This window comes from Bradyrhizobium sp. USDA 4449, assembly GCF_054056275.1.
The window spans coordinates 2,842,532-2,865,185 of record NZ_JBSRYD010000001.1 but is presented as its reverse complement, the minus strand read 5'-3'; the positions used below and the strand labels follow the sequence as shown (position 1 = coordinate 2,865,185).

The 22,654-nt window shown below is 63.6% G+C and carries 26 protein-coding genes; 10 read left to right on the top strand and 16 right to left on the bottom strand.

What is annotated here, in order from left to right; all coding sequences use genetic code 11:
- The first annotated feature begins 138 nt into the window (after positions 1 to 138).
- The 6 genes from ACVIIW_RS13600 to ACVIIW_RS13575 all read left to right on the top strand — a co-directional run bounded on the left by ACVIIW_RS13600 (position 139) and on the right by ACVIIW_RS13575 (position 4,703).
- Positions 139 to 1,251, top strand: coding sequence for an AI-2E family transporter (locus ACVIIW_RS13600; protein ID WP_456701219.1), 1,113 nt, complete (start codon positions 139 to 141; stop codon positions 1,249 to 1,251).
- 79 nt (positions 1,252 to 1,330) lie between these two features.
- Positions 1,331 to 1,696 (top strand): DUF883 family protein, encoded by a 366-nt coding sequence (locus ACVIIW_RS13595; protein WP_456701218.1) that lies wholly within the window; start codon positions 1,331 to 1,333, stop codon positions 1,694 to 1,696.
- A 90-nt stretch (positions 1,697 to 1,786) separates the two neighbouring features.
- Positions 1,787 to 2,239, top strand: a complete 453-nt coding sequence (locus ACVIIW_RS13590) for a hypothetical protein (RefSeq protein ID WP_456701217.1) — start codon at positions 1,787 to 1,789, stop codon at positions 2,237 to 2,239.
- A 189-nt stretch (positions 2,240 to 2,428) separates the two neighbouring features.
- Positions 2,429 to 3,571, top strand: a complete 1,143-nt coding sequence (locus ACVIIW_RS13585; protein ID WP_456701216.1) for an OpgC domain-containing protein — start codon at positions 2,429 to 2,431, stop codon at positions 3,569 to 3,571.
- 104 nt (positions 3,572 to 3,675) lie between these two features.
- Entirely contained in the window at positions 3,676 to 4,284 is a 609-nt protein-coding gene (locus tag ACVIIW_RS13580; protein ID WP_456705147.1) for a TetR/AcrR family transcriptional regulator, read from the top strand.
- Positions 4,285 to 4,343: 59 nt separating this feature from the next.
- Positions 4,344 to 4,703, top strand: coding sequence for a RidA family protein (locus ACVIIW_RS13575; protein WP_456701215.1), 360 nt, complete (start codon positions 4,344 to 4,346; stop codon positions 4,701 to 4,703).
- Positions 4,704 to 4,713: 10 nt separating this feature from the next.
- Here ACVIIW_RS13575 and ACVIIW_RS13570 read toward each other — a convergent pair whose 3' ends face one another.
- From ACVIIW_RS13570 to urtA, 15 genes are all read right to left on the bottom strand, one after another.
- Positions 4,714 to 6,372, bottom strand: coding sequence for a CHASE domain-containing protein (locus ACVIIW_RS13570; protein WP_456701214.1), 1,659 nt, complete (start codon positions 6,370 to 6,372; stop codon positions 4,714 to 4,716).
- A 299-nt stretch (positions 6,373 to 6,671) separates the two neighbouring features.
- Positions 6,672 to 7,295 (bottom strand): urease accessory protein UreG, encoded by a 624-nt coding sequence (ureG, locus tag ACVIIW_RS13565; RefSeq protein ID WP_456701213.1) that lies wholly within the window; start codon positions 7,293 to 7,295, stop codon positions 6,672 to 6,674.
- A gap of 38 nt (positions 7,296 to 7,333) precedes the next feature.
- Positions 7,334 to 8,062, bottom strand: a complete 729-nt coding sequence (locus ACVIIW_RS13560) for an urease accessory protein UreF (protein ID WP_456705146.1) — start codon at positions 8,060 to 8,062, stop codon at positions 7,334 to 7,336.
- Positions 8,043 to 8,651 carry an urease accessory protein UreE gene (locus ACVIIW_RS13555; protein ID WP_456701212.1) on the bottom strand — a complete coding sequence of 203 codons (609 nt, stop codon included), beginning with the start codon at positions 8,649 to 8,651 and terminating at the stop codon, positions 8,043 to 8,045. Before ACVIIW_RS13555 ends, ACVIIW_RS13560 begins: the two co-directional genes overlap by 20 nt.
- Before the next feature lie 6 nt (positions 8,652 to 8,657).
- The gene (locus ACVIIW_RS13550) at positions 8,658 to 8,957 is read right to left on the bottom strand and encodes a putative quinol monooxygenase (protein ID WP_456701211.1); all 300 of its coding nucleotides are present in this window, start codon (positions 8,955 to 8,957) and stop codon (positions 8,658 to 8,660) included.
- Positions 8,958 to 9,096: 139 nt separating this feature from the next.
- Positions 9,097 to 10,809 (bottom strand): urease subunit alpha, encoded by a 1,713-nt coding sequence (gene ureC / locus ACVIIW_RS13545; RefSeq protein WP_456701210.1) that lies wholly within the window; start codon positions 10,807 to 10,809, stop codon positions 9,097 to 9,099.
- Between the two features lie 34 nt (positions 10,810 to 10,843).
- Positions 10,844 to 11,383: an HD domain-containing protein gene (locus ACVIIW_RS13540; protein WP_456701209.1), complete on the bottom strand. Its 540-nt coding sequence runs from the start codon at positions 11,381 to 11,383 to the stop codon at positions 10,844 to 10,846.
- A 218-nt stretch (positions 11,384 to 11,601) separates the two neighbouring features.
- Positions 11,602 to 11,907: an urease subunit beta gene (locus ACVIIW_RS13535; RefSeq protein WP_456701208.1), complete on the bottom strand. Its 306-nt coding sequence runs from the start codon at positions 11,905 to 11,907 to the stop codon at positions 11,602 to 11,604.
- Positions 11,908 to 11,916: 9 nt separating this feature from the next.
- Positions 11,917 to 12,219, bottom strand: coding sequence for an urease subunit gamma (locus tag ACVIIW_RS13530; protein ID WP_007605424.1), 303 nt, complete (start codon positions 12,217 to 12,219; stop codon positions 11,917 to 11,919).
- Positions 12,220 to 12,243: 24 nt separating this feature from the next.
- Positions 12,244 to 13,086 (bottom strand): urease accessory protein UreD, encoded by an 843-nt coding sequence (locus ACVIIW_RS13525; protein ID WP_456701207.1) that lies wholly within the window; start codon positions 13,084 to 13,086, stop codon positions 12,244 to 12,246.
- Between the two features lie 53 nt (positions 13,087 to 13,139).
- A complete protein-coding gene (gene urtE / locus ACVIIW_RS13520) occupies positions 13,140 to 13,835 on the bottom strand; it encodes an urea ABC transporter ATP-binding subunit UrtE (RefSeq protein WP_456701206.1) in 696 nt (231 codons plus the stop codon).
- An 87-nt stretch (positions 13,836 to 13,922) separates the two neighbouring features.
- On the bottom strand, positions 13,923 to 14,684 hold the full coding sequence (gene urtD, locus ACVIIW_RS13515) for an urea ABC transporter ATP-binding protein UrtD (protein WP_456701205.1): 762 nt from the start codon (positions 14,682 to 14,684) through the stop codon (positions 13,923 to 13,925).
- Positions 14,685 to 14,689: 5 nt separating this feature from the next.
- On the bottom strand, positions 14,690 to 15,853 hold the full coding sequence (gene urtC / locus ACVIIW_RS13510; protein WP_456701204.1) for an urea ABC transporter permease subunit UrtC: 1,164 nt from the start codon (positions 15,851 to 15,853) through the stop codon (positions 14,690 to 14,692).
- The gene (gene urtB / locus ACVIIW_RS13505) at positions 15,850 to 17,460 is read right to left on the bottom strand and encodes an urea ABC transporter permease subunit UrtB (protein ID WP_456701203.1); all 1,611 of its coding nucleotides are present in this window, start codon (positions 17,458 to 17,460) and stop codon (positions 15,850 to 15,852) included. Before urtB ends, urtC begins: the two co-directional genes overlap by 4 nt.
- 82 nt (positions 17,461 to 17,542) lie before the next feature.
- Positions 17,543 to 18,865 (bottom strand): urea ABC transporter substrate-binding protein, encoded by a 1,323-nt coding sequence (gene urtA / locus ACVIIW_RS13500; protein ID WP_456701202.1) that lies wholly within the window; start codon positions 18,863 to 18,865, stop codon positions 17,543 to 17,545.
- Between the two features lie 89 nt (positions 18,866 to 18,954).
- Here urtA and ACVIIW_RS13495 point away from each other — a divergent pair, with 89 nt between their 5' ends.
- The 4 genes from ACVIIW_RS13495 to ACVIIW_RS13480 all read left to right on the top strand — a co-directional run bounded on the left by ACVIIW_RS13495 (position 18,955) and on the right by ACVIIW_RS13480 (position 21,708).
- A complete protein-coding gene (locus ACVIIW_RS13495; protein WP_456701201.1) occupies positions 18,955 to 19,167 on the top strand; it encodes a hypothetical protein in 213 nt (70 codons plus the stop codon).
- 202 nt (positions 19,168 to 19,369) lie between these two features.
- The gene (locus tag ACVIIW_RS13490; protein WP_456701200.1) at positions 19,370 to 20,920 is read left to right on the top strand and encodes a DEAD/DEAH box helicase; all 1,551 of its coding nucleotides are present in this window, start codon (positions 19,370 to 19,372) and stop codon (positions 20,918 to 20,920) included.
- A 23-nt stretch (positions 20,921 to 20,943) separates the two neighbouring features.
- Positions 20,944 to 21,231, top strand: a complete 288-nt coding sequence (infA, locus tag ACVIIW_RS13485) for a translation initiation factor IF-1 (protein ID WP_008131890.1) — start codon at positions 20,944 to 20,946, stop codon at positions 21,229 to 21,231.
- Between the two features lie 264 nt (positions 21,232 to 21,495).
- Positions 21,496 to 21,708: a cold-shock protein gene (locus ACVIIW_RS13480; protein ID WP_456701199.1), complete on the top strand. Its 213-nt coding sequence runs from the start codon at positions 21,496 to 21,498 to the stop codon at positions 21,706 to 21,708.
- Between the two features lie 320 nt (positions 21,709 to 22,028).
- Here ACVIIW_RS13480 and ACVIIW_RS13475 read toward each other — a convergent pair whose 3' ends face one another.
- Positions 22,029 to 22,529: a pilus assembly protein N-terminal domain-containing protein gene (locus ACVIIW_RS13475; RefSeq protein WP_456701198.1), complete on the bottom strand. Its 501-nt coding sequence runs from the start codon at positions 22,527 to 22,529 to the stop codon at positions 22,029 to 22,031.
- Positions 22,530 to 22,654: the final 125 nt, after the last annotated feature.

Below are 22,654 nucleotides of genomic sequence, written 5' to 3'. Positions count from 1 at the left end.
TTCCGCCGCCGCGTGAGGCAGCCGCGTCACGGTCAAGCGAGCACGGCTTCACGAAGGCGCGATGGAACCGCGGCACTCCTCACGCGTTTTCTCGTCGTCAATGGGCGCCCGGAAGCCTTCCGTGCGGGGAGAGATATTGTGCGCGTCCTTCCCAGTGAACGACTGATTTCCGGCGACGGCGAAGGTGCCCCGCTTCCCGAGAGCCATAGCGAACTCCCACCGGTGATCCGGCGTACCGAGTTCGTCGCGTTTGCGCTTGCCGGTTTGCTTCTGATCGCCGTCGTCGCGGTGCTCTATGTCGCCAAGGCGTTCTTCCTGCCGGTCGTAATGGCCGTGGTCGCCGGTACCATGCTGTCGCCGGCCGCGACCTTCCTGGAAAAGCAAAGGGTACCGCGAGCCCTCGGGGCGGTACTCATCGTGGTCGCTGTGACCGCGATGGTCGCTTTCGTCGTCGCGCTGATTGCGGCACCGGTCATGGAATGGAGCTCGCGCTTGCCTGAACTCGCTGCGCAGCTCAAGGACAAGCTGCACGTGTTCGATCGGCCGCTCGCGCTGTGGCGTGAACTGCAAAGCATGGTCGGCGGCTCCGAGGGCTTGCCGAGCCTGCAGATTCCCAAGTTCGATTGGGTGCAGCCGACGCTCGAATTCCTGTCGCCGACTTTCGCCGAATTCCTGCTGTTCTTCGCCACCCTGATCCTGTTCATCGCGAGCTGGCGCGACCTGCGGCGGGCCTTGATCATGACCTTCGGCGAACGCGACGCGCGGCTGCGCACGTTGCGGATCCTCAACGAGATCGAAGTCCATCTCGGCAATTATCTGCTGACGGTGACGATCATCAATATCGGCGTGGGCATTGCGGCAGGCCTGGTCTGCGCAGTGACCCGCATGCCAAATCCGGCCGGCCTCGGCGCGCTTGCGGCCACCCTCAACTTCATCCCGATCATCGGGCCGGTTGCAATGTTCGCCGTGCTGGCCGTGGTAGGGCTGGTCGCCTTCCCAACCATCGGCGGCGGCCTGGCCGCGGCGATCGCCTTCGCCGGCATCACTTTCCTGGAAGGGCACTTCGTTACGCCCACCATCATCGGCCGGAGGCTGGCCCTGAATGCGCTCGCGGTGTTCATCGCACTCGCCTTCTGGACCTGGCTATGGGGCCCGATGGGCTCGTTCCTGTCATCTCCGCTGCTGATCGTCGGGCTGATCCTGAAGGAGCATCTGTTGCCCGAGAATTCGCCGCAGCTTCCGGAGGCGTGATGGCTGGTGCGAAGGGAACTTCCCCGAAGACGGGGCGTTTTCCGGCTATCTTCGCCGATGCGAGTTTTGGAGCCCCTCTATGACCAATGGCGAAACCGGGATGCGAGACTGGACCGACAAAGCCACCGCAGAACGTCTCGAGAAGGATGTAGCAGCCGTGAAAAGCGATATCGCCGCCCTCACCGACCAGATCACCGACGCACTCAACACGTTCGCCAACGCTTCGGGCAAGCAAGCCCGCCGCGGGTACAAGCAGGCGCGCGAGAACATGGATTCGACGCTCGACGACTTCTCGGAGCGCGGCAGTGCGATGATGGACGCGGCGCAGGATGCCTACGGCTCGATCGAGGAGACGCTGGAAGAGGCCATCACGCAACGGCCACTCGCGACCGTCGGTGTTGCGCTCGGCATCGGCTTCCTGATCGGGTTCGCCTGGCGCCGGTAACGCGCCGCGATGGGTTTTACGGTCACGACGGCCTGTGCCGCCGTGACCTGCCGGTGATGAATTGGCTGTGGGGATCTGAGGAGTAAGGCCGTGTTTCAGCGCATCATCGACGGCATCAGCGCATCGACGGGCACGACCGTTCGGCTGGCCTCGCTGGCGGCGGGTGCAGCGCTCGCGCTCTTCGTCACCACTTGCTTCCTTTGCGCGGCAGCCTTCATCTCGGTTCTCGAAAAATACGGCCCCGTGCAGGCCTGCCTCGCGGGGGCGGGCGTCTTCTTCCTGCTGACGATCGCCGCAGCGGGAAGCTATTGGGGCTACAAGCGGGAGGTGCGGGCTCGCGCGCGCATCGCTGCCGAACGCGCCGCCAAGGCGGCTCCGAGCATGCTTGCCGATCCCATGCTGCTGGCCACCGGCTTGCAGATCGTGCGCGCCATCGGAGTCAAGCGGCTGTTGCCGATCCTGGCAGTCGGCGGGGTCGCGCTTGGAATCATGGCAAGCCGCGCCGGAGCGGCAGACGAGCCTTCGGCCGAGCCGGCCGAGTGAGGCCAGGTCCGCGTTAATAAAGTTGCGCCCCTGACCTCAACCAGCGGCCGGCTGGAATTCCATTGCGCTGTTCTGCGCAATTCTTCATCAAGCCTGGCCAATCCGCCTTGCTTCACGCAAACGCTACTCGGACAAGCAGGTGGTTGCCGCTAAAAGCATCGCCCCTGATTCTAGAAGCTATTTTCCGCAATGAAACCGTCCGTCAAGGCGAACCTTGCCGCATTTCAGCACGACGCCAGGCTCTATTTGACGCTCGGCATTGCCAACTGGTCGGTATTCGTCGACCACATCCCGAACAATGTCGTGAACCTGCTGACGCTGCGCAACTTCGGCTTTAGCGGCGCAGCCGACCTGTTCGTGTTCGTGGTAGGCTACGGCGTTGCCATCATCCACGGCAGGATGGCGCTGGAGCGCGGTTATGTCGTCGCGGCGACGCGCGTCTTCCGCCGCGTCTGGCGGCTCTATGCCGCCTATGTCGTGCTGTTCGTGATCTACATCGACACCATCGCCTATGTCGCTTCGCAATCGATGGCACCGGAGATCATCAGCGATTACAACATCTCCGGCATTCTCGAGCATCCGCTCCGGACCCTGGTCCAGGGACTGGTGCTTCAGGAAGAACCGCTCAACCTCGACCTGCTTCAGCTGATGATTCCGCTGATGGCGTTCTTCCCTTTCGTGCTGTGGGGACTGCTGCGCGGCCCTAACCTCACTCTCGCAGCATCGGTCGCGCTATATCTCGCCGCACGCTGGTTCGGCTGGAATTTTCACGCCTATCCCGACCTGGAATGGACCTTTAACCCGCTGTGCTGGCAAATGCTGATGGTGCTGGGCGGCTGGTTCGCCGTCACCGGCGTCTCAGGCCAGAGCCTACACAAAATGTCCTGGCTCCGCATCGCGGCCGGCGCCTATCTCGTGCTGGCGATGGCCATCACCCTGATGCGCCATTCGCCGGCGCTATCAGCCTATTTGCCGGAAATCGTGCGCGATGGCATCTCTGCGACCGACAAGGAATACCTCGCACCCTATCGCGTGATCCATTTCCTTGCGCTGGCCTTCATCGCAACCCATCTCGTTCCGCCCGACCATCCGTGGCTGCAACGGAAGTCACTCCAGATGGTGACCAAATGCGGCGAGGAATGGCTCGCGGTGTTCTGCATCGGCGTTTTCCTGTCCTTCGCCGGCCACCTCATCCTGATCACCGGTGCCAATCTGGTCGTGATGCAGATCGGGGTGAGCCTTGCCGGATTCGCGGCGATGACGGCGGTGGCTTACTATATTTCCTGGTCGAAGCGGCAGGACGAACCGGCGGCCTTGCGCCAGCGGGCCTAGGCGCGGCGGCGACGCGATTTCGCTAGGCCGGGCGCCGCAGCTGCGCTATGCGGGACGGAGCGGCCGCGGGAACGGCGGTTCGTTGCAAGGAGACCGGCTTGGTCATGGCGAAAGGCACGTCTGAAGCAGCCGAGGGTGCGCCCCGGCGCGGCCGGCCACGCTCGATCGAGACCGCCAACGCCATCCTCGAAAGCGCATACGCCCTGATGGCCGCGACCGGCCTTGCCGCAACCACGATCGATGCGGTCGCACGCCACTCCAACGTCTCCAAGATGACGATCTACAAATGGTGGCCGTCGCGAGAGGCGCTCCTGATCGACGCCTTCCTGCATCACGCCGCCCAGATGCTTCCGCTGCCGCCGGTGAGCGCAGGCACGGCAGCGGCGCGCGCGCGTCGCCACGCCGCGGCCTATGCCGAAGCTTTGCAAGGTGAATTCGGCAAGGTCCAGCTCGCGGTCATATCCGAATGCATTTCCAAGACGGGCTCGGCCGAACTGTTCTATGCCCGGTATCTGCAATTCCGCCGCGGCGCACTGGTCGAGATGATCGGCGCCGGCCAGCGCGACGGCAGCATTCTGGCCGAGGCTCCGCCAGAAGATCTCTACGACGCGATCTATGGCAGCTTGTTCTACCGTTACATCTTCGGCATCGCGCCGATCACCCCGGCCTACGCGCGTCATCTGGTCGATCTTGTGTTGCGGCCCAAGGCCTAGGCCTGGTGCTCGACGCGACCCTATCTCATGCCACATTCGACAGGAGCATCGTTGTCATCATGATCAAGCGCATCTTGCCGTACGAAGGTTTACTCCACGAAGTGGTCGAGCATGGAGGCGTGCTCTATATCGGCGGCATCGTCCCCGAGGACACCAGCCTGGACATGTCGGGTCAGGCGAACGATGTGCTTGGCCAGCTATCGCGTTTGCTCCAGGCTCTCGGATCCGACCTGGCCAACGTGTTGCAAGTGACCATCTTCATGACCGATCTCAGCGAGAAGGCTGCGTTCAATGCGGCCTGGAAGGCGCACTTTGCGGAAGTTCATTTGCCGGCGCGTGCCGCCGTCGGCGTGGCCGATCTCGGTCCAAACGTCAAACTCGAGATTACCGCCATCGCCGCGCGATCGACCCCGAGCTGAGCGGCATGGTCTACCGCACCGGCTGCACCGGCTGCGAGAGCTTTTCCGTGCGGTCGCGTTCGGTCATGTCGACGACCGTCTCCATCGGCGCGGTCAGCTCGTAGACATAGGAGACGTCGGTGAAATAGCGCTTGGCGGTGCCGCCGAGCGCTTCGGGCGCGACGCGATCGAGCAGGATCAAGCCGAAATCCGAATCCGGCCGCCGCGTCGCCTCGCTGGTGTTGAACTCCTCCCAGCGGAAATGAAACACCGCCTCGGGCTCCTCACCCGTCACCGTCCAGTTCGCGGTGATGTGCGGATGCTTGCCGACCAACGACAGGCCTTCGTCCGAGTGCGAGGCAAGCTCGAAGAACAGCAGCGACAGGCTCTGCGCGGCGCGCGCGCTGACCGCGATGTCAGGGCCGCTGACGGCGATACGCTCGGCATGCGGGATGGCGCGAGCTTCGAACAGGCCTTTCAGTTTGACGCCTTGCCATTGGCTCTCGCTGAGCAGCGACACCACGTTGGACATGGCGTGGATACGGCCGATCAGGAGCTCACGCGCGACGTCGATGTCCGAGCCGTGGCGCAGCGTGCGCGTCACGATCGACTGGATCACCGCAAGGATGTTCTTGACGCGGTGATTCAGCTCGTCGATGACGGCCGTCAGCCGCCGCTCGAAGCCGATCCGCACCTGGATTTCGCGGCTGAGCCGCAGATTGTTGTAGGCGACGTAACCGAACAGGCCACACACCATCGCGGTGATGGCGAAGCCGATCGCCGCCACGATGATCGCGGTCTGCTCGGCCCGCCGCGCCGAATTGGTCTTGGCGTAATAGCCGAGCTGCCAGTCGCGGCCGCCGAAGCTGACGTTGCGTATCGCGGACGGCGCCGGCCCGTCAGGCGTCGTCATGCGGGTGGAGACGACACCCTGGTCGTTGGCAACCAGCTCGCTGCCCTCCTTGCGCGGATCCTTCAGTGCGACCGAGAATAGCGACAGGTCATCATTGGTCAGCATCAGCGAGGCGAGCTCGTAGGAAAACGTGATGAAGCCGACCGGCTCGGTGGCACCTTCAGGAATGACCGGGGCAGCTACGATCACGCCGATCGGTCCGTTGTCGCGCAAGAGCGGCACGGGGTCGGAGGCGACCGACCGCTTCTCGACCCTGGCGCGCGCGAGCATTGCATTGCGAACCGGGTCGTCATCATAACTGCGCCCAGGCAGCGCTTTGGTCTCGTCGCTGCGTGGCTCCAGGTCCATCAGCACGTCGATCGGCTGCGTCAGGCTTGCCGGATCGATCGGCTTGTCGCTGTAGTCGCGTATCTCGGGATTCGGGAAGCCGGCGGCCGCAATAGCAGCTCGTGCCGCGGCGAGCTCGCTGGGCCGCAGCCGGGCGACCCAGCCGGCCACCACGAAATCGGTCTTGAAGGCGTAGATCGCCGAGCGCAGCGGCTCCAGCATATTTGGCTTCAGCACCGATGGCGCGCGGAACAGGCCTGAGGCGACACGTGCCAGCAGCTCTCGTTCCGTTGACCGGTCCTGGACGAGGCTGGCATGAACGTCGATCGCACGCGCGAGCGCAATCCGATCCAGCGCCAGCTCCTGGTCGTGGACGCGATAGGCTGCAAGCCCGGAGAGCAGAGCTCCGAGCAGAGCGATAAAGCCGATGATGAAACCCAACCGGACCACGCGACTACTCAGGCGAAGGCAGGAGGTCGGCAATAAACACGGAGCATATCAACGCCGTTCGAACGGCCATGTGCCGAAACAGGGTGAGCCCAGTGGCGGAGATAATGACGGAGGAGGCATCTGTACGCAACTTGGGTCGCCCAAAAAGCTTAATCCGCCCGGCCGATGATCCGGCCAATAGCGGCTTTTCTCCGGGCACCGAAGGTAGACAATCGCCGTGTCGGAAATTGGTTCCGTCCGGCCCGCTTTGCCTCATAGGTTAACGGCGGAATAGACCTGCGCGACGTCGCCGCGGCCCGTCAGCCCGCCCGTTTCAACCCACCCTTGGTTTCGATGAAGCCGACGATCCGGTCGAGACCCTCGCTCTTCTTCAGATTGGTCATGACGAAGGGGCGCTCGCCGCGCATGCGCCTGGCGTCGGTGTCCATCTTCTCGAGGGAGGCACCGACATGGGGCGCGAGGTCGGTCTTGTTGATGACCAGGAGATCGGAACGGGTGATGCCTGGGCCGCCTTTGGACGGGATCTTGTCGCCGGCGGCAACGTCGATCACGTAGATCGTGAGGTCGGCAAGCTCTGGGGAAAAAGTGGCAGCGAGGTTATCGCCGCCGGATTCGATCAGTACGAGATCCAGCCCCGGAAACTTGGCGCGCATGTCCGCGACCGCTGCGAGATTCATCGATGCATCTTCGCGGATCGCGGTATGCGGGCAGCCGCCGGTCTCGACGCCGGCGATGCGGTCCGGCGTCAGCGAGCCTGAGCGCACCAGGAATTCCGCATCCCATTTGGTGTAGATGTCGTTGGTGATCGCGGCGATGTCGTAGCGCTCACGCATGGTCTTGCAAAGCAGGTCCATCAGCGCGGTCTTGCCCGATCCAACGGGGCCGCCGACGCCGACACGCAGGGGGCCGTGAGATTTCGACATATGGCTTGCTCTCTCTTGGTCAGTGAAGGCCGCACCGCTCACGAGCGAAACAGCCGTGTATATTGCGTCTCGTGCCGCAGGCTGGCGAGATCGGCGCGGAAGGTTGCGCTGCCGAGATCGTCCAGCGTCGCGTTCAGCGCCCGATTGGCGGTCGCTGCCACAGCGGCTTCCAACTTCACCAGCACACGCTGGCTGTCAGTCTGGCCGAGCGGAACGAGCCTGCTCGCCGCGGAAATCCAGTTCGAGACCAGCGCATGCAGGAAGGCGTGCAACGTCGGCGCCAGCGGCACGCCATGCAGCGCCGCGACGACCCCCACGGCGACGGGATAGACCGGAGGCGTGCGGCATGCCGCGACCATGGCGGCAAGGCCCTCGGCATCCCACGCGGACCGGGAGATGTCGATGAAGGCGCGCCCTTGCGAGGTCGTCTCGAGCTGGCGCTCGCGCGACGGCACGAAAGCGGCGGCGAGCTCGGCGACGTCGCTCAGAGCCGCGTCTTCGCCGGCCTCTGCGGCACGATAGGCTTGAACCAGGAACGTCGCATCGCAAAAGCCCGAGCCGTCCCCCAGCATGGCATCGAGCCAGTCGGCGAGTGTTGCGAGATCGGTGATATCACCTGCTTCGACCGCCCACTCGATACCGCTCGAATAGGAAAAACCGCCGACGGGAAACGCCGGCGACAACCATGTCATAAGCCGATATAGCGCCGCCGCCTCGCGCTCTGCGAGGTCGGCGGCACTGACGGGCTCATTTGTGGTCATGAGCATGCTTGTGGCCGTGGTGATGGTCGGGATGGTCGCAATGCCCGTCGTGGTGATGGTGGTGATCATGCCCATGGTCATGCGCGGCGCGATCATGATGATGATCATGGCGATGATGGCCGTGATCGTCGTGTGCATGGTGGTCGTGACCGTGCACATGGCTGGCCTCGGCGTAGGCGCCCCCTTCGGGATCGAACGGCGCCTCGATCTCGACGACGCGGGCACCAAGGCCCTTCACCATCGCCTCAATGACGTGGTCGCGGCGGATGCGCAGGCTCTTGGCCATGATCTGCGTCGGCAGATGACGGTTGCCGAGATGCCAGCCGACACGGATGAGATGGTGCGGGTCGTGGCCGCGGATCTCCAGCAGCGGCTCAGGCGCCGCGACCACTTCGACCAACCTTCCGTCGTCCAGCACCAGCGCATCGCCGCCGCGCAGCGCGACCGCATTCTCCAGGTCAAGCAGGAATTCGAGCCCCCGTGTGCCCGTCATGGCCATGCGACGGCGGTGCCGATCGTCGAAATCGAGCACGACCGTATCCGCCGGCGTTTCCGTGAAGCGGTGCTGTCCCCTAACCTGCGTCGCCCGGATCATGCGTTGTTACCTCGTCTCGACCTTCTCTGGCGTGATCACCTCGATCTTCGGCGGCGCCGTAAAGCACTTCACCGCGACACGGCCGAACGTCTTCATGTGCTCCTGGCCGCGATGCGGCACCAGCGCCTCCGCGCTTTCCCACTGCTCGACGAACACCATCTTGGCGGGATCGGTGACGCTCTCATGCAGATCGTAGGCGATATTGCCCGGCTCTTTCCGCGTCTCCCTGATGCAGGCGGTGGCGGCTGCAATGAATTCGGCGCGCGTTTCGGGCTTGATGGTCAGGGTGGCGACGACGTAGATCACGAGAAATCCTCCCGGCTTTTCTTCTGGGTTACGATAACCGGGCGGGACATTAGACCAGCCGGGATCGAACGCAAAACCGGAAAAGCCGCCCCCGGACACGCAGTGCGACATGCGCCGGGGACATGCGTTGAGCGCTATTTCAGTACATGAAATATCGCTGCGCCATCGGCAGCACCTCGGCGGGTGGACAGGTGAGCAGCTCGCCGTCGGCGCGCACCTCGTAGGTCTCCGGATCGACCTCGATGTCAGGCGTGGCGTCGTTGTGGATCATGCTCTTCTTGGAGATCTTGCGGGTGTTCTGGACCGCATAGAGCTTCTTCTCGATGCCGAGCTTTCGCGCGAGACCGCCGGTGATCGCGGCCTTCGAGGTGAACACCACGGAGGACGCCGTGCGCGCCTTGCCGAAGGCGCCGAACATCGGCTGGTAATGCACCGGCTGTGGCGTCGGGATCGAGGCGTTGGGATCGCCCATGGGTGCCGCGACGATCGTGCCGCCCTTGACGATGCAGTCAGGCTTGACGCCGAAGAAGGCGGGCGACCACAGCACGAGATCGGCAAGCTTGCCCTTTTCCACCGAGCCGATCAGCTTTGATACGCCGTGCGCGATCGCCGGGTTGATCGTGTACTTGGCGATGTAGCGCTTGACGCGGAAATTGTCGTTGTCCTTGCCCTTGTCCTGCGGCAGCGATCCGCGCTGCTTCTTCATCTTGTCGGCAGTCTGCCAGGTCCGGATGATGACCTCGCCGAGCCGGCCCATCGCCTGGGAGTCCGACGACATCATCGAGAGCGCGCCGAGATCATGCAGGATGTCCTCGGCCGCGATGGTCTCCTTGCGGATGCGGCTTTCGGCGAACGCCAGATCTTCCGCGATCGAGGGATCGAGGTGGTGGCACACCATCAGCATGTCGAGATGCTCATCGATGGTGTTGCGTGTGAACGGCCGCGTCGGATTGGTCGAGGATGGCAGCACGTTCTTCAGACCGGCGACCTTGATGATGTCAGGAGCGTGCCCGCCGCCGGCGCCTTCGGTGTGGAACGCATGAATGGTGCGTCCCTTGAACGCCTTGATGGTGTCCTCGACGAAGCCGGATTCGTTCAGCGTGTCGGAATGCAGCATGACCTGAATGTCGTGGTCATCAGCCACCGACAGGCAGTTGTCGATCGCGGCCGGCGTGGTACCCCAATCCTCGTGCAGCTTCAACGCACAGGCGCCGGCCTTGATCATCTCGACCAGGGCTGCGGGCCGCGAGGCATTGCCCTTGCCGGAGATGCCGAGATTGACCGGGAAGGCGTCGAACGACTGGATCATCCGCGCGATATGCCATGGCCCGGGCGTGCAGGTGGTGGCGAAGGTGCCGTGCGAGGGGCCGGTGCCGCCTCCGAGCATCGAGGTGACGCCGGACATCAGCGCATGCTCGATCTGCTGCGGGCAGATGAAATGGATGTGGCTGTCGAAGCCGCCGGCGGTGAGTATCTTTCCCTCGCCCGCGATCACATCGGTACCAGGGCCGATGATGATCGTCACGCCCGGCTGGATGTCGGGATTGCCGGCCTTTCCGATCGCGGAGATCATGCCATCCTTGATGGCGACGTCGGCTTTGACGATGCCCCAGTGGTCGACGATCAGCGCATTGGTGATGACGGTGTCGGCAGCACCCTGCTTGTTGGTCACCTGCGACTGCCCCATGCCGTCGCGGATCACCTTGCCGCCGCCGAACTTCACCTCCTCGCCGTAGGTGGTGAAATCCTTCTCCACCTCGATGATGAGATCGGTGTCGGCGAGACGCACCCTGTCGCCGATGGTCGGGCCGAACATGTCGGCATAGACGGAACGCTTCATTTTGACGGACATCACAAGCCCCGTTTGCGATTGAACTGTTGGCTGGTCACAGCAAAGCCCTCGCTGCTTTCACAGCATCGTCGAATTTCGTATCGAGCCAGGCGTTACCGCCGCGGCAGCCGGCGACAACCTGCTCGGCCCAACCGGTGTAGTCGGCAAGGTCGTCGCGCTCATCGGCGCTCGGATCGGACCGAATGCGGGAGCCGATATTGCTGATCTTGTCGGCAATCTTGATGAGCTTTGCGCCGGAAGATTTGTGCGGAGCGTCCTCGATCTGCTTCCGCCGCCGTTCGGCCTTCGGCAGGCTCATGTCGTCGGTGCACTCGACGACAAGCGAAGCGACGCGCTCAGAGAACGTCTGCGCAAGCTCCGCGCGCGTGGTATCGGTATCCTCGATCGAGTCGTGCAGCCAACCCGCCGCGACGATCTCGGCGTCGACACCATCGGTCGCGGTGGCGAGTAGGTTGGCCACCTCGGCAAGATGATTGATATAGGGCTCACTGCCGCGTCCCTTCCGCGCCATGCCATTGTGGCGATGCGCAGCAAGTTCGGCAGCTTCGGAGACAAGGCGGACCGGTGAGAGCATGGTTCAACTCTCCTCCATGCGATGCGCTTTGAGGTGACGCCCCAGCAACGTCTCGGCGCGCGTCATCTCCCGGCGCAATTGCTTGGCGCGGGTTCTTCGAAACCGAGGGATTTTGTCGTGCGGCATAGCCCTCTCGCCAACCCTCCCCCGCAAGGAGGGAGGGAGCCCGACCGACGTGCTCACCTCGCTGCAGATCACGGCACTCATCTCGGCTTACGTCACAGCTTCCCCATGACCTCACCACGGAAACCGTAGATCGTCTTCTTGCCGGCGAGCGCGACGAGCTGGACCTCGCGGGTCTGGCCGGGTTCGAAGCGGACGGCGGTGCCGGCGGCGATGTCGAGGCGCATGCCGCGGGACTTCTTGCGATCGAATTTCAGCGCGGGATTGGTCTCGAAGAAGTGGTAATGCGAGCCGACCTGGATCGGACGATCACCGGTGTTGGCCACCGTCAACGTCACGGTTTTGCGACCGGCATTGAGCTCGATCTCGCCGTCCTGGATGAAGAGTTCGCCGGGAATCATGCTTCGCTCCTATCGGATCGGTTCGTGCACGGTGACGAGCTTCGTCCCGTCAGGGAACGTCGCCTCGACCTGGATGTCGTGGATCATCTCGGGGATGCCGGGCATCACCTGGTCGCGGGTCAGCACCTGGGCGCCTGACTGCATCAACTCGGCGACCGTGCGGCCGTCGCGCGCACCTTCGAGGATGAAGTCGGAGATAATCGCGATCGCCTCGGGATGGTTGAGCTTGACTCCGCGGTCCAGCCTGCGGCGTGCCACGATGGCCGCCATCGAGATCAGAAGCTTGTCCTTTTCGCGGGGAGACAGGTTCATGAAGAATCTCTTCCGTTCAACACTTCAATTCAGCCACAACCGCGGCAGCGCGGCACCGGTGCGCGCCAGCACGGCCATCATGTCGGCGCGCAAACGCGCCGCATCTTGGGCACAGAACCGCGCCAATGCAAAGCCATTCCAGGCCGATATCCCGACCTCCCCGGAGAAGGAGTCCGACGCTTCGCGGATGCGCCCGATCAGCGCCTCGTCGCCGGGAGCGATCAACGCGGTGCCTATTGCAGCACCACCCTTGGCGACCGCGGATCGAACCAGTTTTGCGCCGATATCGCCGTCGAGCCTGATGGTCTCGGCGAACACCAGCCTGCCGCCGCGGCGCAACCGCCAGCGATCGACGAACTCGCCGTGCTCCATGCGCTCGCCCATGGCGGTGCGGCCGAATACGACGATTTCACAAAGCAGCAGCGAGGCGGCCTCATCGAGCTCGATCTCGAAGCGGCGATGAACCCGGGCACGGTTGAACAGGATGGTCTCCTGGGGCAGCCAGCCGAGGTGCGCGCCTGCAGCGACCTTCAAGGAAATGTTGAGCTGCGCCGCCGCCCCCGGCGCGCGATAGACCTTTTCCGCGGCCGCCGTCGTCAGCGTCAAGCGCGCGGCGTCAGTGGCCGCGATCTCGATGTCGAAGCGGTCGCCGCCGGCAACGCCGCCGGCCGTGTTGACGAACACGCCAGACAGGCCATCGTCCTCGGGCGAGGGAAAGCGCACGCGGAGCGAGCCGGATTCATGCAACGCGCCGCGCCGCGTCACGCCGTCGCGGGCGTACACGTCGAAGTGGACCGCGCCGCGCGCACGGTTGGCTTCGAACACCGAAGATGTCGCCAAAGAACTCACCAAGGCGTCGCTGCGCATCCGTCTCCCCCAGCCGGCCGCGGCAGGATTTTTCCAGCCTACAATGTCCCGGCTTACAGCGCCATCTGGCGGCTGATCTCGCTTCGGTCGAGATTGGAGCGGTCGCAGGTGAATTTCACCGCGCCGCGATCCATCACCGCGAAACTGTCACCGAGTTCGCAGGCAAAGTCGAGATATTGTTCGACCAGCACGATGGCGATGTTGCCGAGATTGCGCAAGTATGAGATGGCGCGGCCGATGTCCTTGATGATGGAGGGCTGGATGCCCTCGGTCGGCTCGTCGAGGAGCAACAATTTCGGCCGCATCACCAGCGCGCGCCCGATCGCCAGCTGCTGCTGCTGGCCGCCCGACAGATCGCCGCCGCGACGGCCGAGCATGGATTCCAGCACCGGGAACAGCGAGAACACGTCGTCCGGGATATGCTTGTCCTGGCGCTTGAGCGGGCCGAAGCCGGTCTTGAGGTTTTCCTCGACCGTCAGCAACGGAAAGATCTCGCGGCCCTGCGGCACGAATCCGATGCCCTTGCGCGCCCGCTCATAGGGCTTGAGGCCGGTGATATCGCCGCCGTCGAACACGATGGCGCCCGATGAGATCGGGTATTGCCCGACCATGGCGCGGAGCAGCGAGGTCTTGCCGACGCCGTTCCGCCCGAGCACGCAAGTCACCTTGCCGGGCTCAGCCGCAATCGAGACGCCGCGCAGCGCCTGCGCCGCGCCGTAGAACAGGTTGATGTCTTTAACTTCGAGCATCGGAAACACCTTTGCGGGCGAATGGCGAATGGCCCGTAGCAAATACGAGGAACAGCCCGTTCATTCGGCACTCCTATTCGCCATTCGCTATCTACCCAGATAGACTTCGATGACCCGCTCGTTGGACGAGACCTGGTCGATGGTTCCTTCGGCGAGCACCGTGCCTTCATGCAGGCACGTCACCTTAACCCCGAGTTCGCGCACGAAGGTCATGTCGTGCTCGACCACCATGACGGTGTGGGTCTTGTTGATTTCTTTCAGTAGCTCGGCGGTGAGATGCGTTTCGACGTCGGTCATCCCCGCGACGGGCTCGTCGACCAGCAGCAGCTTCGGGTCCTGCGCCAACAGCATGCCGATCTCGAGCCATTGCTTCTGGCCATGGCTGAGGCTGCCGGCGAGGCGATTGCGGGAATCGGTGAGACGGATCGTCTCCAGCACCTTGTCGATGCGCTCCGACTCCGCCCTGCTGCCGCGCCAGAACAACGTGCTGCGGACCGAGTGATCAACATTGAGCGCGAGCAAGAGATTGTCCTGTACGGTCTGGCTCTCGAACACCGTCGGCTTCTGGAATTTGCGGCCGATGCCGAGCTCGGCGATGCGGGTCTCGTCGAGGCGCGTCAGGTCCGTGACGCCGTCGAACAGCACCGTGCCCGCGTCCGGCTTGGTCTTGCCGGTGACGATGTCCATCATCGTGGTCTTGCCGGCGCCGTTGGGGCCGATGATGGCGCGCATCTCGCCGGGCTCGAGCGTCAGCGACAGATTGTTGATGGCGTGGAAACCGTCGAACGAGACGTGCACGCCGTCGAGATAGAGCATCGCGGAGGTCGCGCGGGTATCCATGACGTTCATGACCGCTACTCCGCCATCTTTGGTTCGGTGATGCCGTCTTCGGCCGCCGCACTCGCCGCAGCAGGGCGCCTCTCTCTCAACGCCTCACGCCAGGCGCTGAAAGTGCCGACGATGCCCTTGGGCAGCAGCAGTGTCACCAGAATGAACAGCGCACCCAGCATGAACAGCCAGTACGGCGCCAGCACGCCCGAGGTGAAGAACGTCTTGGCGTAGTTGACGACGATCGCGCCAAGCGCCGCACCGATCAGCGTGCCGCGGCCGCCGACCGCGACCCAGATCACCGCCTCGATCGAATTGCCCGGTGCGAATTCGGACGGATTGATGATACCGACCTGCGGCACATAGAGCGCGCCGGCGACGCCGGCCATGCAGGCCGACAGCGTGAACACGAACAACTTGTAGGATTCAACACGGTAGCCGAGGAAGCGGCTGCGCGATTCCGCGTCCCGGATCGCGATCAGCACCTTGCCGAGCTTGGAGGACACAACCGAGCGGCAGATCAGGAAGCTGAGGATCAGTGCCAGGCAGCTGAGCGCGAACAGCGCGGCGCGCGTGCCCTCGGCCTGGACGTTGAAGCCGAGAATGTCCTTGAAGTCGGTCAGGCCGTTGTTGCCGCCGAAACCGAAATCGTTGCGGAAGAAGGCGAGCAGCAGCGCATAGGTCATCGCCTGCGTGATGATCGACAGATACACGCCGGTGACGCGGGAGCGGAAGGCGAGCCAGCCGAAGCAGAAGGCCAGCAGACCCGGCACGAACAGCACCATCAGCGCCGCGAACCAGAACATGTCGAAGCCGTGCCAGTACCACGGCAGCTTCTGCCAGTTCAGGAACACCATGAAGTCGGGCAGAACGGGATTGCCGTAGACGCCGCGGGTACCGATCTGCCGCATCAAATACATGCCCATCGCATAGCCGCCGAGCGCGAAGAAGGCGCCGTGGCCGAGCGAGAGGATGCCGCAATAGCCCCAGATCAGGTCGATCGAGAGCGCCAGGATGGCGTAGCAGACATATTTGCCCCAGAGCGCGACAAGATAGGTCGGCACTTGCAGGACCGAGCCCGCCGGCAGCAGCAAATTGGAGAGCGGGATGAGGACGCCGCAGGCGGCGACGACCAACAGGAAGATCGTCGCGCCGCGGTCCAGTGATCGCGTCAGCATGTGAGGGGTCATGCTTCCACCGCACGGCCCTTGAGCGCGAACAGGCCGCGCGGCCGCTTTTGAATGAACAGGATGATCAGGACCAGGATCGCGATCTTGCCGAGCACGGCGCCGGCGACCGGCTCCAAGAACTTGTTGGCGATACCGAGCGTGAAGGCGCCGACGAGGGTGCCCCAGAGATTGCCGACCCCGCCGAACACCACGACCATGAAACTGTCGATGATGTAGCTCTGGCCGAGATTGGGGCTGACATTGTCGATTTGCGACAGCGCCACGCCGGCGATGCCGGCGATGCCCGAACCGAGGCCGAAGGTCAAGGCGTCGACGCGCGAGGTGGCGATGCCCATCGACGCCGCCATGCGGCGATTCTGCGTCACGGCGCGCATCTCGAGGCCGAGCGCCGTGTAGCGCAACATGGCGAGCAGGATCACGAAGACCGCAAGGGTGAAGCAGAGGATCCAGAGCCGGTTGTAGGTGATGGTGATCTGACCGAGCTCGAACGCGCCGCTCATCCAGGAGGGATTGCCGACCTCGCGATTGGTTGGACCGAACATGGTGCGCACCGCCTGCTGCAGCACCAGCGACAGGCCCCAGGTGGCAAGCAGCGTCTCCAGCGGCCGGCCGTAGAGGAAGCGGATGATGCTGCGTTCGATCAGCACGCCGATCGCGCCTGCGACGAGAAAGGCGAGCGGCACGGCGATGAGCAGCGAATAGTCGAACAGGGCGGGATAGCGGGTGCGGATCACCTCCTGCACCACGAAGGTGGTGTAGGCGCCGATCATCACCATTTCGCCATGCGCCATGTTGATGACGCCCATCACGCCGAAGGTGATGGCAAGGCCGATCGCGGCGAGCAGAAGCACCGAGCCGAGCGAGAGGCCGTACCAGGCATTCTGCACCGCGGACCAGACCGCGAGCGAGTTCTGGATCGAGCTGATGGCGCTCGTCGCGGCTTTGGCCACCGAGGCGGGCTGGTCGGTCCCGATGTCGGAGAGCAGCGCCAGCGCTTCCTGATCGCCGCGCGCCTTGATGGTGGCGACGGCCTCGAGCTTCTGCACTTCGGTGGCGTCGGATTTGAACAGCAGGATCGCGGCGCGCGCCTCGCCGAGCGCGGCCTTGACCGATCGGTTGGGTTCCTTGGCGAGCGCGGTCTCGACCGGCTCGAGCGCAGTCTCTTCATGCGACTTGAAGACGGACTGCGCAGCCTGGAGCCGCGTGCCGAGATCGGGCGACTGTAGCGTCAGGCTACCGAGCGCAGCGTCGACACTGCGGCGCAGGCGGTTGTTGAGGCGGACGGCGCTGGCACTGTCAGGCACGCTGGCAACGGACTCACCGGTCGCGGCATCGATCGACTTGCCGTCGGTGCCGGTGACGTAAACCTTCTTGGTGTCAGGATCGGCCATGAGACGGCCGTCCTGGAGTGCATTGATGATCGGAAAAGCCAGCTTGTTGCCGCTGCTTGCGACGACGCCGATCGCTTCATCCGTGTCGGAAAAATCGTCGTTGGCGAATTTGGCGACCGCGTCCTCGAACGGACCGGCAAAGGCCGGCAGCGCGAACGCGATCAGGAACAGCGAGAGGACAAAGGTAGAGAGACGAGCGGACAGATTGGTTGGCACTTTGGTTCACCCCGGCAGAAGTGGGGAGAAGACGGCGGAATAGCCGTCTTCTCCCGTCGTGCAGTCGAATGTCAGGTCCGGATCAGGAGCCGGAGCCGAGGCACTTGTTGGTCTTGGTGTTGAAGTTGCCGCACTTCTTGCCGACCCAGTCGCCGATCAGGTCCTTGGAGCCGTCGAGCTCCTTCGACCAGGCGTCGCCAGCCACGAGACCCGGGGTCTTCCAGACCACGTCGAACTGGCCGTTGCCCTTGATCTCGCCGATGAACACCGGCTTGGTGATGTGGTGGTTCGGCAGCATCTTCGAGGTGCCACCGGTCAGGTTCGCAGCCTCGATGCCGGGCAGCGCGTCGATCACCTTGTCCGGATCCGTCGACTTCACCTTCTCGACGGCCTTCACCCACATGTTAAAGCCGATCACGTGGGCTTCCATAGGGTCGTTGGTCGTACGCTTCGGGTTCTTGGTGTAGGCCTGCCAATCCTTGATGAACTTCTCGTTCGCCGGGGTCTTGATGGACTCGAAGTAGTTCCAAGCGGCGAGATGACCCACCAGCGGCTTGGTGTCGATGCCGGCGAGTTCTTCCTCACCCACCGAGAACGCGACCACCGGGATGTCCTTCGCCTTGATGCCCTGGTTGCCGAGCTCCTTGTAGAAGGGGACGTTGGCGTCGCCGTTGATGGTCGAGACCACCGCCGTCTTCTTGCCGGCCGAGCCGAACTTCTTGATGTCGGCCACGATCGTCTGCCAGTCGGAGTGACCGAACGGCGTGTAGTTGATCATGATGTCTTCCTGAGCGACACCCTTGGACTTCAGATAGGCTTCCAGGATTTTGTTGGTGGTGCGCGGATAGACGTAGTCGGTGCCCGCGAGCACCCAGCGCTTCACCTTCTCTTCCTTCATCAGATAGTCGACGGCGGGGATCGCCTGCTGGTTCGGCGCGGCACCCGTGTAGAACACGTTGCGTTCGGACTCCTCGCCCTCGTACTGGACAGGGTAGAACAGGATGTTGTTGAGCTCCTTGAACACCGGGAGCACCGATTTGCGCGACACCGAGGTCCAGCAGCCGAACACCACGGCGACCTTGTCCTTGGTGATCAGCTCGCGCGCCTTTTCAGCGAACAGCGGCCAGTTCGAGGCGGGGTCGACGACGACGGCCTCGAGCTTCTTGCCGAGCACGCCACCCTTCTTGTTCTGCTCGTCGATGAGGAAGAGGATGGTGTCCTTCAGCGTGGTTTCGCTGATGGCCATGGTGCCGGAGAGGGAGTGCAGGACGCCGACCTTGATGGTGTCGTCGGCGGCCTTCGCGCCGGAAATGGACGCCAGACCAAGCATCAGTCCGGTGGTCGCGGCGAGCACGCCGCGGCGGCTAAATGACGCCGCTATATCGTGAATGGATTTGGTAGGCATGGATGTATCATCTCCCTGACGCAGACGTGAAAACGCTGCGAAACGGCCCCACGGCCGCCTGCGATTAACGGAATCGCAAGAACCGTGCCATGGGCTGGGCGCCTGCCAAGTGGTTGGTCAGTCTTGATAATTTTGCCGCAAACAAACTTTCGCCGCAGTCCGGCCGCCCAAATATTGGGCGGGTAAAATGTATGCTTATGCGCCAATCAGATTATTTTATGAGCAAAATCCATCTGCTGGCTAAATTTCCGGCACCACTATTTTTGCACCGCAAATCGAAGCGTGATGAGGGCGTGCCTTGAAAGCGCCCCCTCAATGTTCCATATAGTGGTGGAGATCGTTCGCGAATCGAGCGGTCGTAGCGAGCCGCGTGTTCTTAAGCCCGTACGGGCCTCTGGCTTGCCCCATATCTCCCAAGCCATCCGACACCCCAAACACGCAGGTGTCTTCTCGACACCCTTTTGCGCGCGCCCCGCCGATTGCGTAGGGCCGATCGCATTTGACATGGAAAGAACCCATCTTTTGACTTCGTTTCAGGACTTCGGCCTCGCCGAACCGATCGCACGTGCTCTCGCCGAAGAGAATTACGTCACCCCTACCCCCATCCAGGCCCAAACGATCCCCACGGCGCTGACCGGCCGTGACGTCGTCGGCATCGCCCAGACCGGCACCGGCAAGACAGCGTCCTTTGCGCTGCCGATTCTGCACCGCCTGCTCGAGAACCGCATCAAGCCGCAGCCCAAGACGGCCCGCGTCCTGGTGCTGTCGCCGACCCGCGAGCTTTCGGGGCAGATCCTCGACAGCTTCAATGCCTATGGTCGCCACATCCGTCTGTCCTCGACGCTCGCCATCGGCGGCGTGCCGATGGGCCGCCAGGTCCGTGCCCTGATGCAGGGCGTCGATGTGCTGGTCGCCACCCCCGGCCGCCTGCTCGACCTCGTGCAGAGCAACGGACTGAAGCTCAGCAGCGTCGAATTCCTCGTGCTCGACGAGGCCGACCGCATGCTCGACATGGGTTTCATCAACGACATCCGCAAAATCGTCGCGAAACTCCCGATCAAGCGGCAGACGCTGTTCTTCTCGGCTACCATGCCGAAGGACATCGCCGAACTCGCCGACGCCATGCTGCGCGATCCGGCCCGGGTCGCGGTAACACCGGTCTCCTCGACCGCCGAGCGTATCAATCAGCGCATCATCCAGGTCGACTTCTCGGCCAAGGCCACCTTCCTGACCAAGCTCCTGAAGGACGAGCCGATCAACCGCGCGCTGGTCTTCACCCGCACCAAGCACGGCGCCGACAAGGTCGTGAAGACGCTCGAGAGGACGGGCATCGCCGCTAGCGCCATTCACGGCAACAAGTCGCAGAACCATCGCGAGCGGACGCTCGCGCAATTCCGCTCCGGCGAGATCCGCACCCTGGTCGCCACCGACATCGCCGCCCGCGGCATCGATGTCGACGGGATCACCCACGTCATCAACTACGACCTGCCCAATGTGCCCGAGACCTACGTGCATCGCATAGGCCGCACCGCGCGCGCGGGCGCCGACGGCACCGCGATCTCGCTGGTGGCCGGCGGCGAGGAGCTCGGCTATCTGCGCGACATCGAGAAGCTGATCCGCGTGGCGCTGCCGCGCGAGGACCTCCGCACCGATGCCGGCCGCCGCGATGCCGGTGCTCCCCCACCGCAGCAACGGCAGGGCCGGCCGGCCGCCCGCCCGGGCCAGCGTCCGCAAGGCGCACGCCACGGCGACGGACGGCGTAACGATGAACGGCACGGCGACGGACGCCACCACAGCGCCGGCAAGCCGAGCGACGGACGGGCCGGTGAGGGCCGCCACGGCGAGGCGCGACACGTCGACGGACGGCCCGGCAGCAATGCGAAGGGATCGCGCCGTCGTCGCTCCGGTGGAAAGATGCATTCTTCGGCAAACGACCGCCCGGAACAGCGCTCGACGCATAGCGCCGGAGCGCCCGATGGGATACAAGGCGTGGCCTTTTTGCGCCGTGAGAGTCGGCCGAACGGCCACCCGAACCGCAAACCCCATTCGCACTAGCCGTCCACGACCTGGAGAAATTCATGGCTAAGGAAGAGCTGATCCAGTTCGAAGGACTGGTCACCGAAATCCTCCCCGACGCGCGCTACCGCGTGCAGCTCGACGCCGGGCACGAAATCGTCGCCTACACCGCCGGCAAGATGAAGAAGAACCGCATCAAGACGCTGGCGGGAGACCGCGTGACGGTGGAGATGTCGCCCTACGACCTCGAAAAGGGCCGGCTGATTTTCCGCCACAAGGACGAACGGCCGAGCGGGGTGGGCGGACCTCCCCGTCCCGGACAGCGCGGCGGCCAATTCCGTCGCCGTTAATGGTTCCCGCGCGCAAGCGTGGAATAAAGGTGCTGACTTGAAGCTGATCCGCCGTGGAGAACACGGTGGATCAAAAAATCGTGCGCGTCAGGATTGTTTTGGCGCCTTGATTCCAATAAAATGAACACATCGATTTTCGGCCGGACGATATTAGCATCCACCGGTACAGCCGGTTCAGACACGCTGACGACCCTTCCAAAATTCGATCTAACCGGCCTGCGCGAGCGGGCTCTTACATTGTGTATCTGAGAAGGGACTACCCCCGTGAGCATGGGAACCGTGAAGTGGTTTAACGCAACCAAGGGCTATGGCTTCATCCAGCCCGATGATGGCGGCAGCGACGTGTTCGTTCACATCAGCGCCGTCGAGCGCGCCGGCCTCGGCTCGCTGCGCGAAGGCCAGAAGATTTCCTACGAGATCGTCGCCGATCGCCGGTCCGGTAAGTCGGCCGCCGACAACCTGCGCGACGCCGGCTGATTCCAGCGCGCATCCTCGCGGGACACGCAAGGATTCAGCGCCGGCCCTCGGAACAATGGAAAAGGCCGTGCGGGACGTACGGCCTTTTTCGTAGCTGCAGAACGGATAGGTTTCAGTCCGGAGTGTGAACCGGCGGCCGCGATCATCCGGGCCCGATCAGGACCGGAAACTGGTTATTTTGCTGATTGGACAATTCGAACTCGCCCTAGCGAACCGTTAAGGCCTGTTAACCACGCTGGCTGCTGCGCGGTCACCGACGCGCCAGCGCCCGCGCGGGACCACAGGTCCCACGCGGCTGCATTGGCCGTTGATTTGCCTTGCTAGTTCGTCTTGGCGGCCGCCGCGCCGCCGGTGCCGCTGGCATTGCTGTTCAGCGCACCAGCCTGACTCATCGTGGTGTTGAAGTAGGTGTCGCTGTCGCCGAGCGTAACCCGGCGCTGGCAAAGCGGCATGCAGCTGTAGGACTCCCGATCGACCCCGCGGTAGACGGTGACGAGCCGGTCGCTGGGGCCCTCGACCTGGATCTGCCGGTCGACCAGGATCTCTCCGCCGCGATCGAGCGCGATGAAATTGGTGGCGCCGTAGCCTTTGCCGGTGACGACGATCATCCCGCCAGGCTGGAGGGTGACATCGGCGATCAAGGGATTACCGACCACGATCGTCGCCACCTTGCCGGGCAGCCGAACGAGCTTGGCCTGGTCGACATTCACGGCGATGGTATCGATGGTGGGCTCGGCAAGGCCAATGGACGGCGAAGCCAGTACACTTGCCGTAACCAGCAGACAGATGCGCGCATGACGGCGCAGGAACACTTTACGCATACTCTTACCCCGGGACGTCACAAACCGGCAGAATCGATCAGGGAGCGGAGCCGGCGCCCGACCCGGTTAACCTGCCTGTAATTCGTGAACGTTCCCCAAATTCGCCGACTATTGTTCTAACGGAC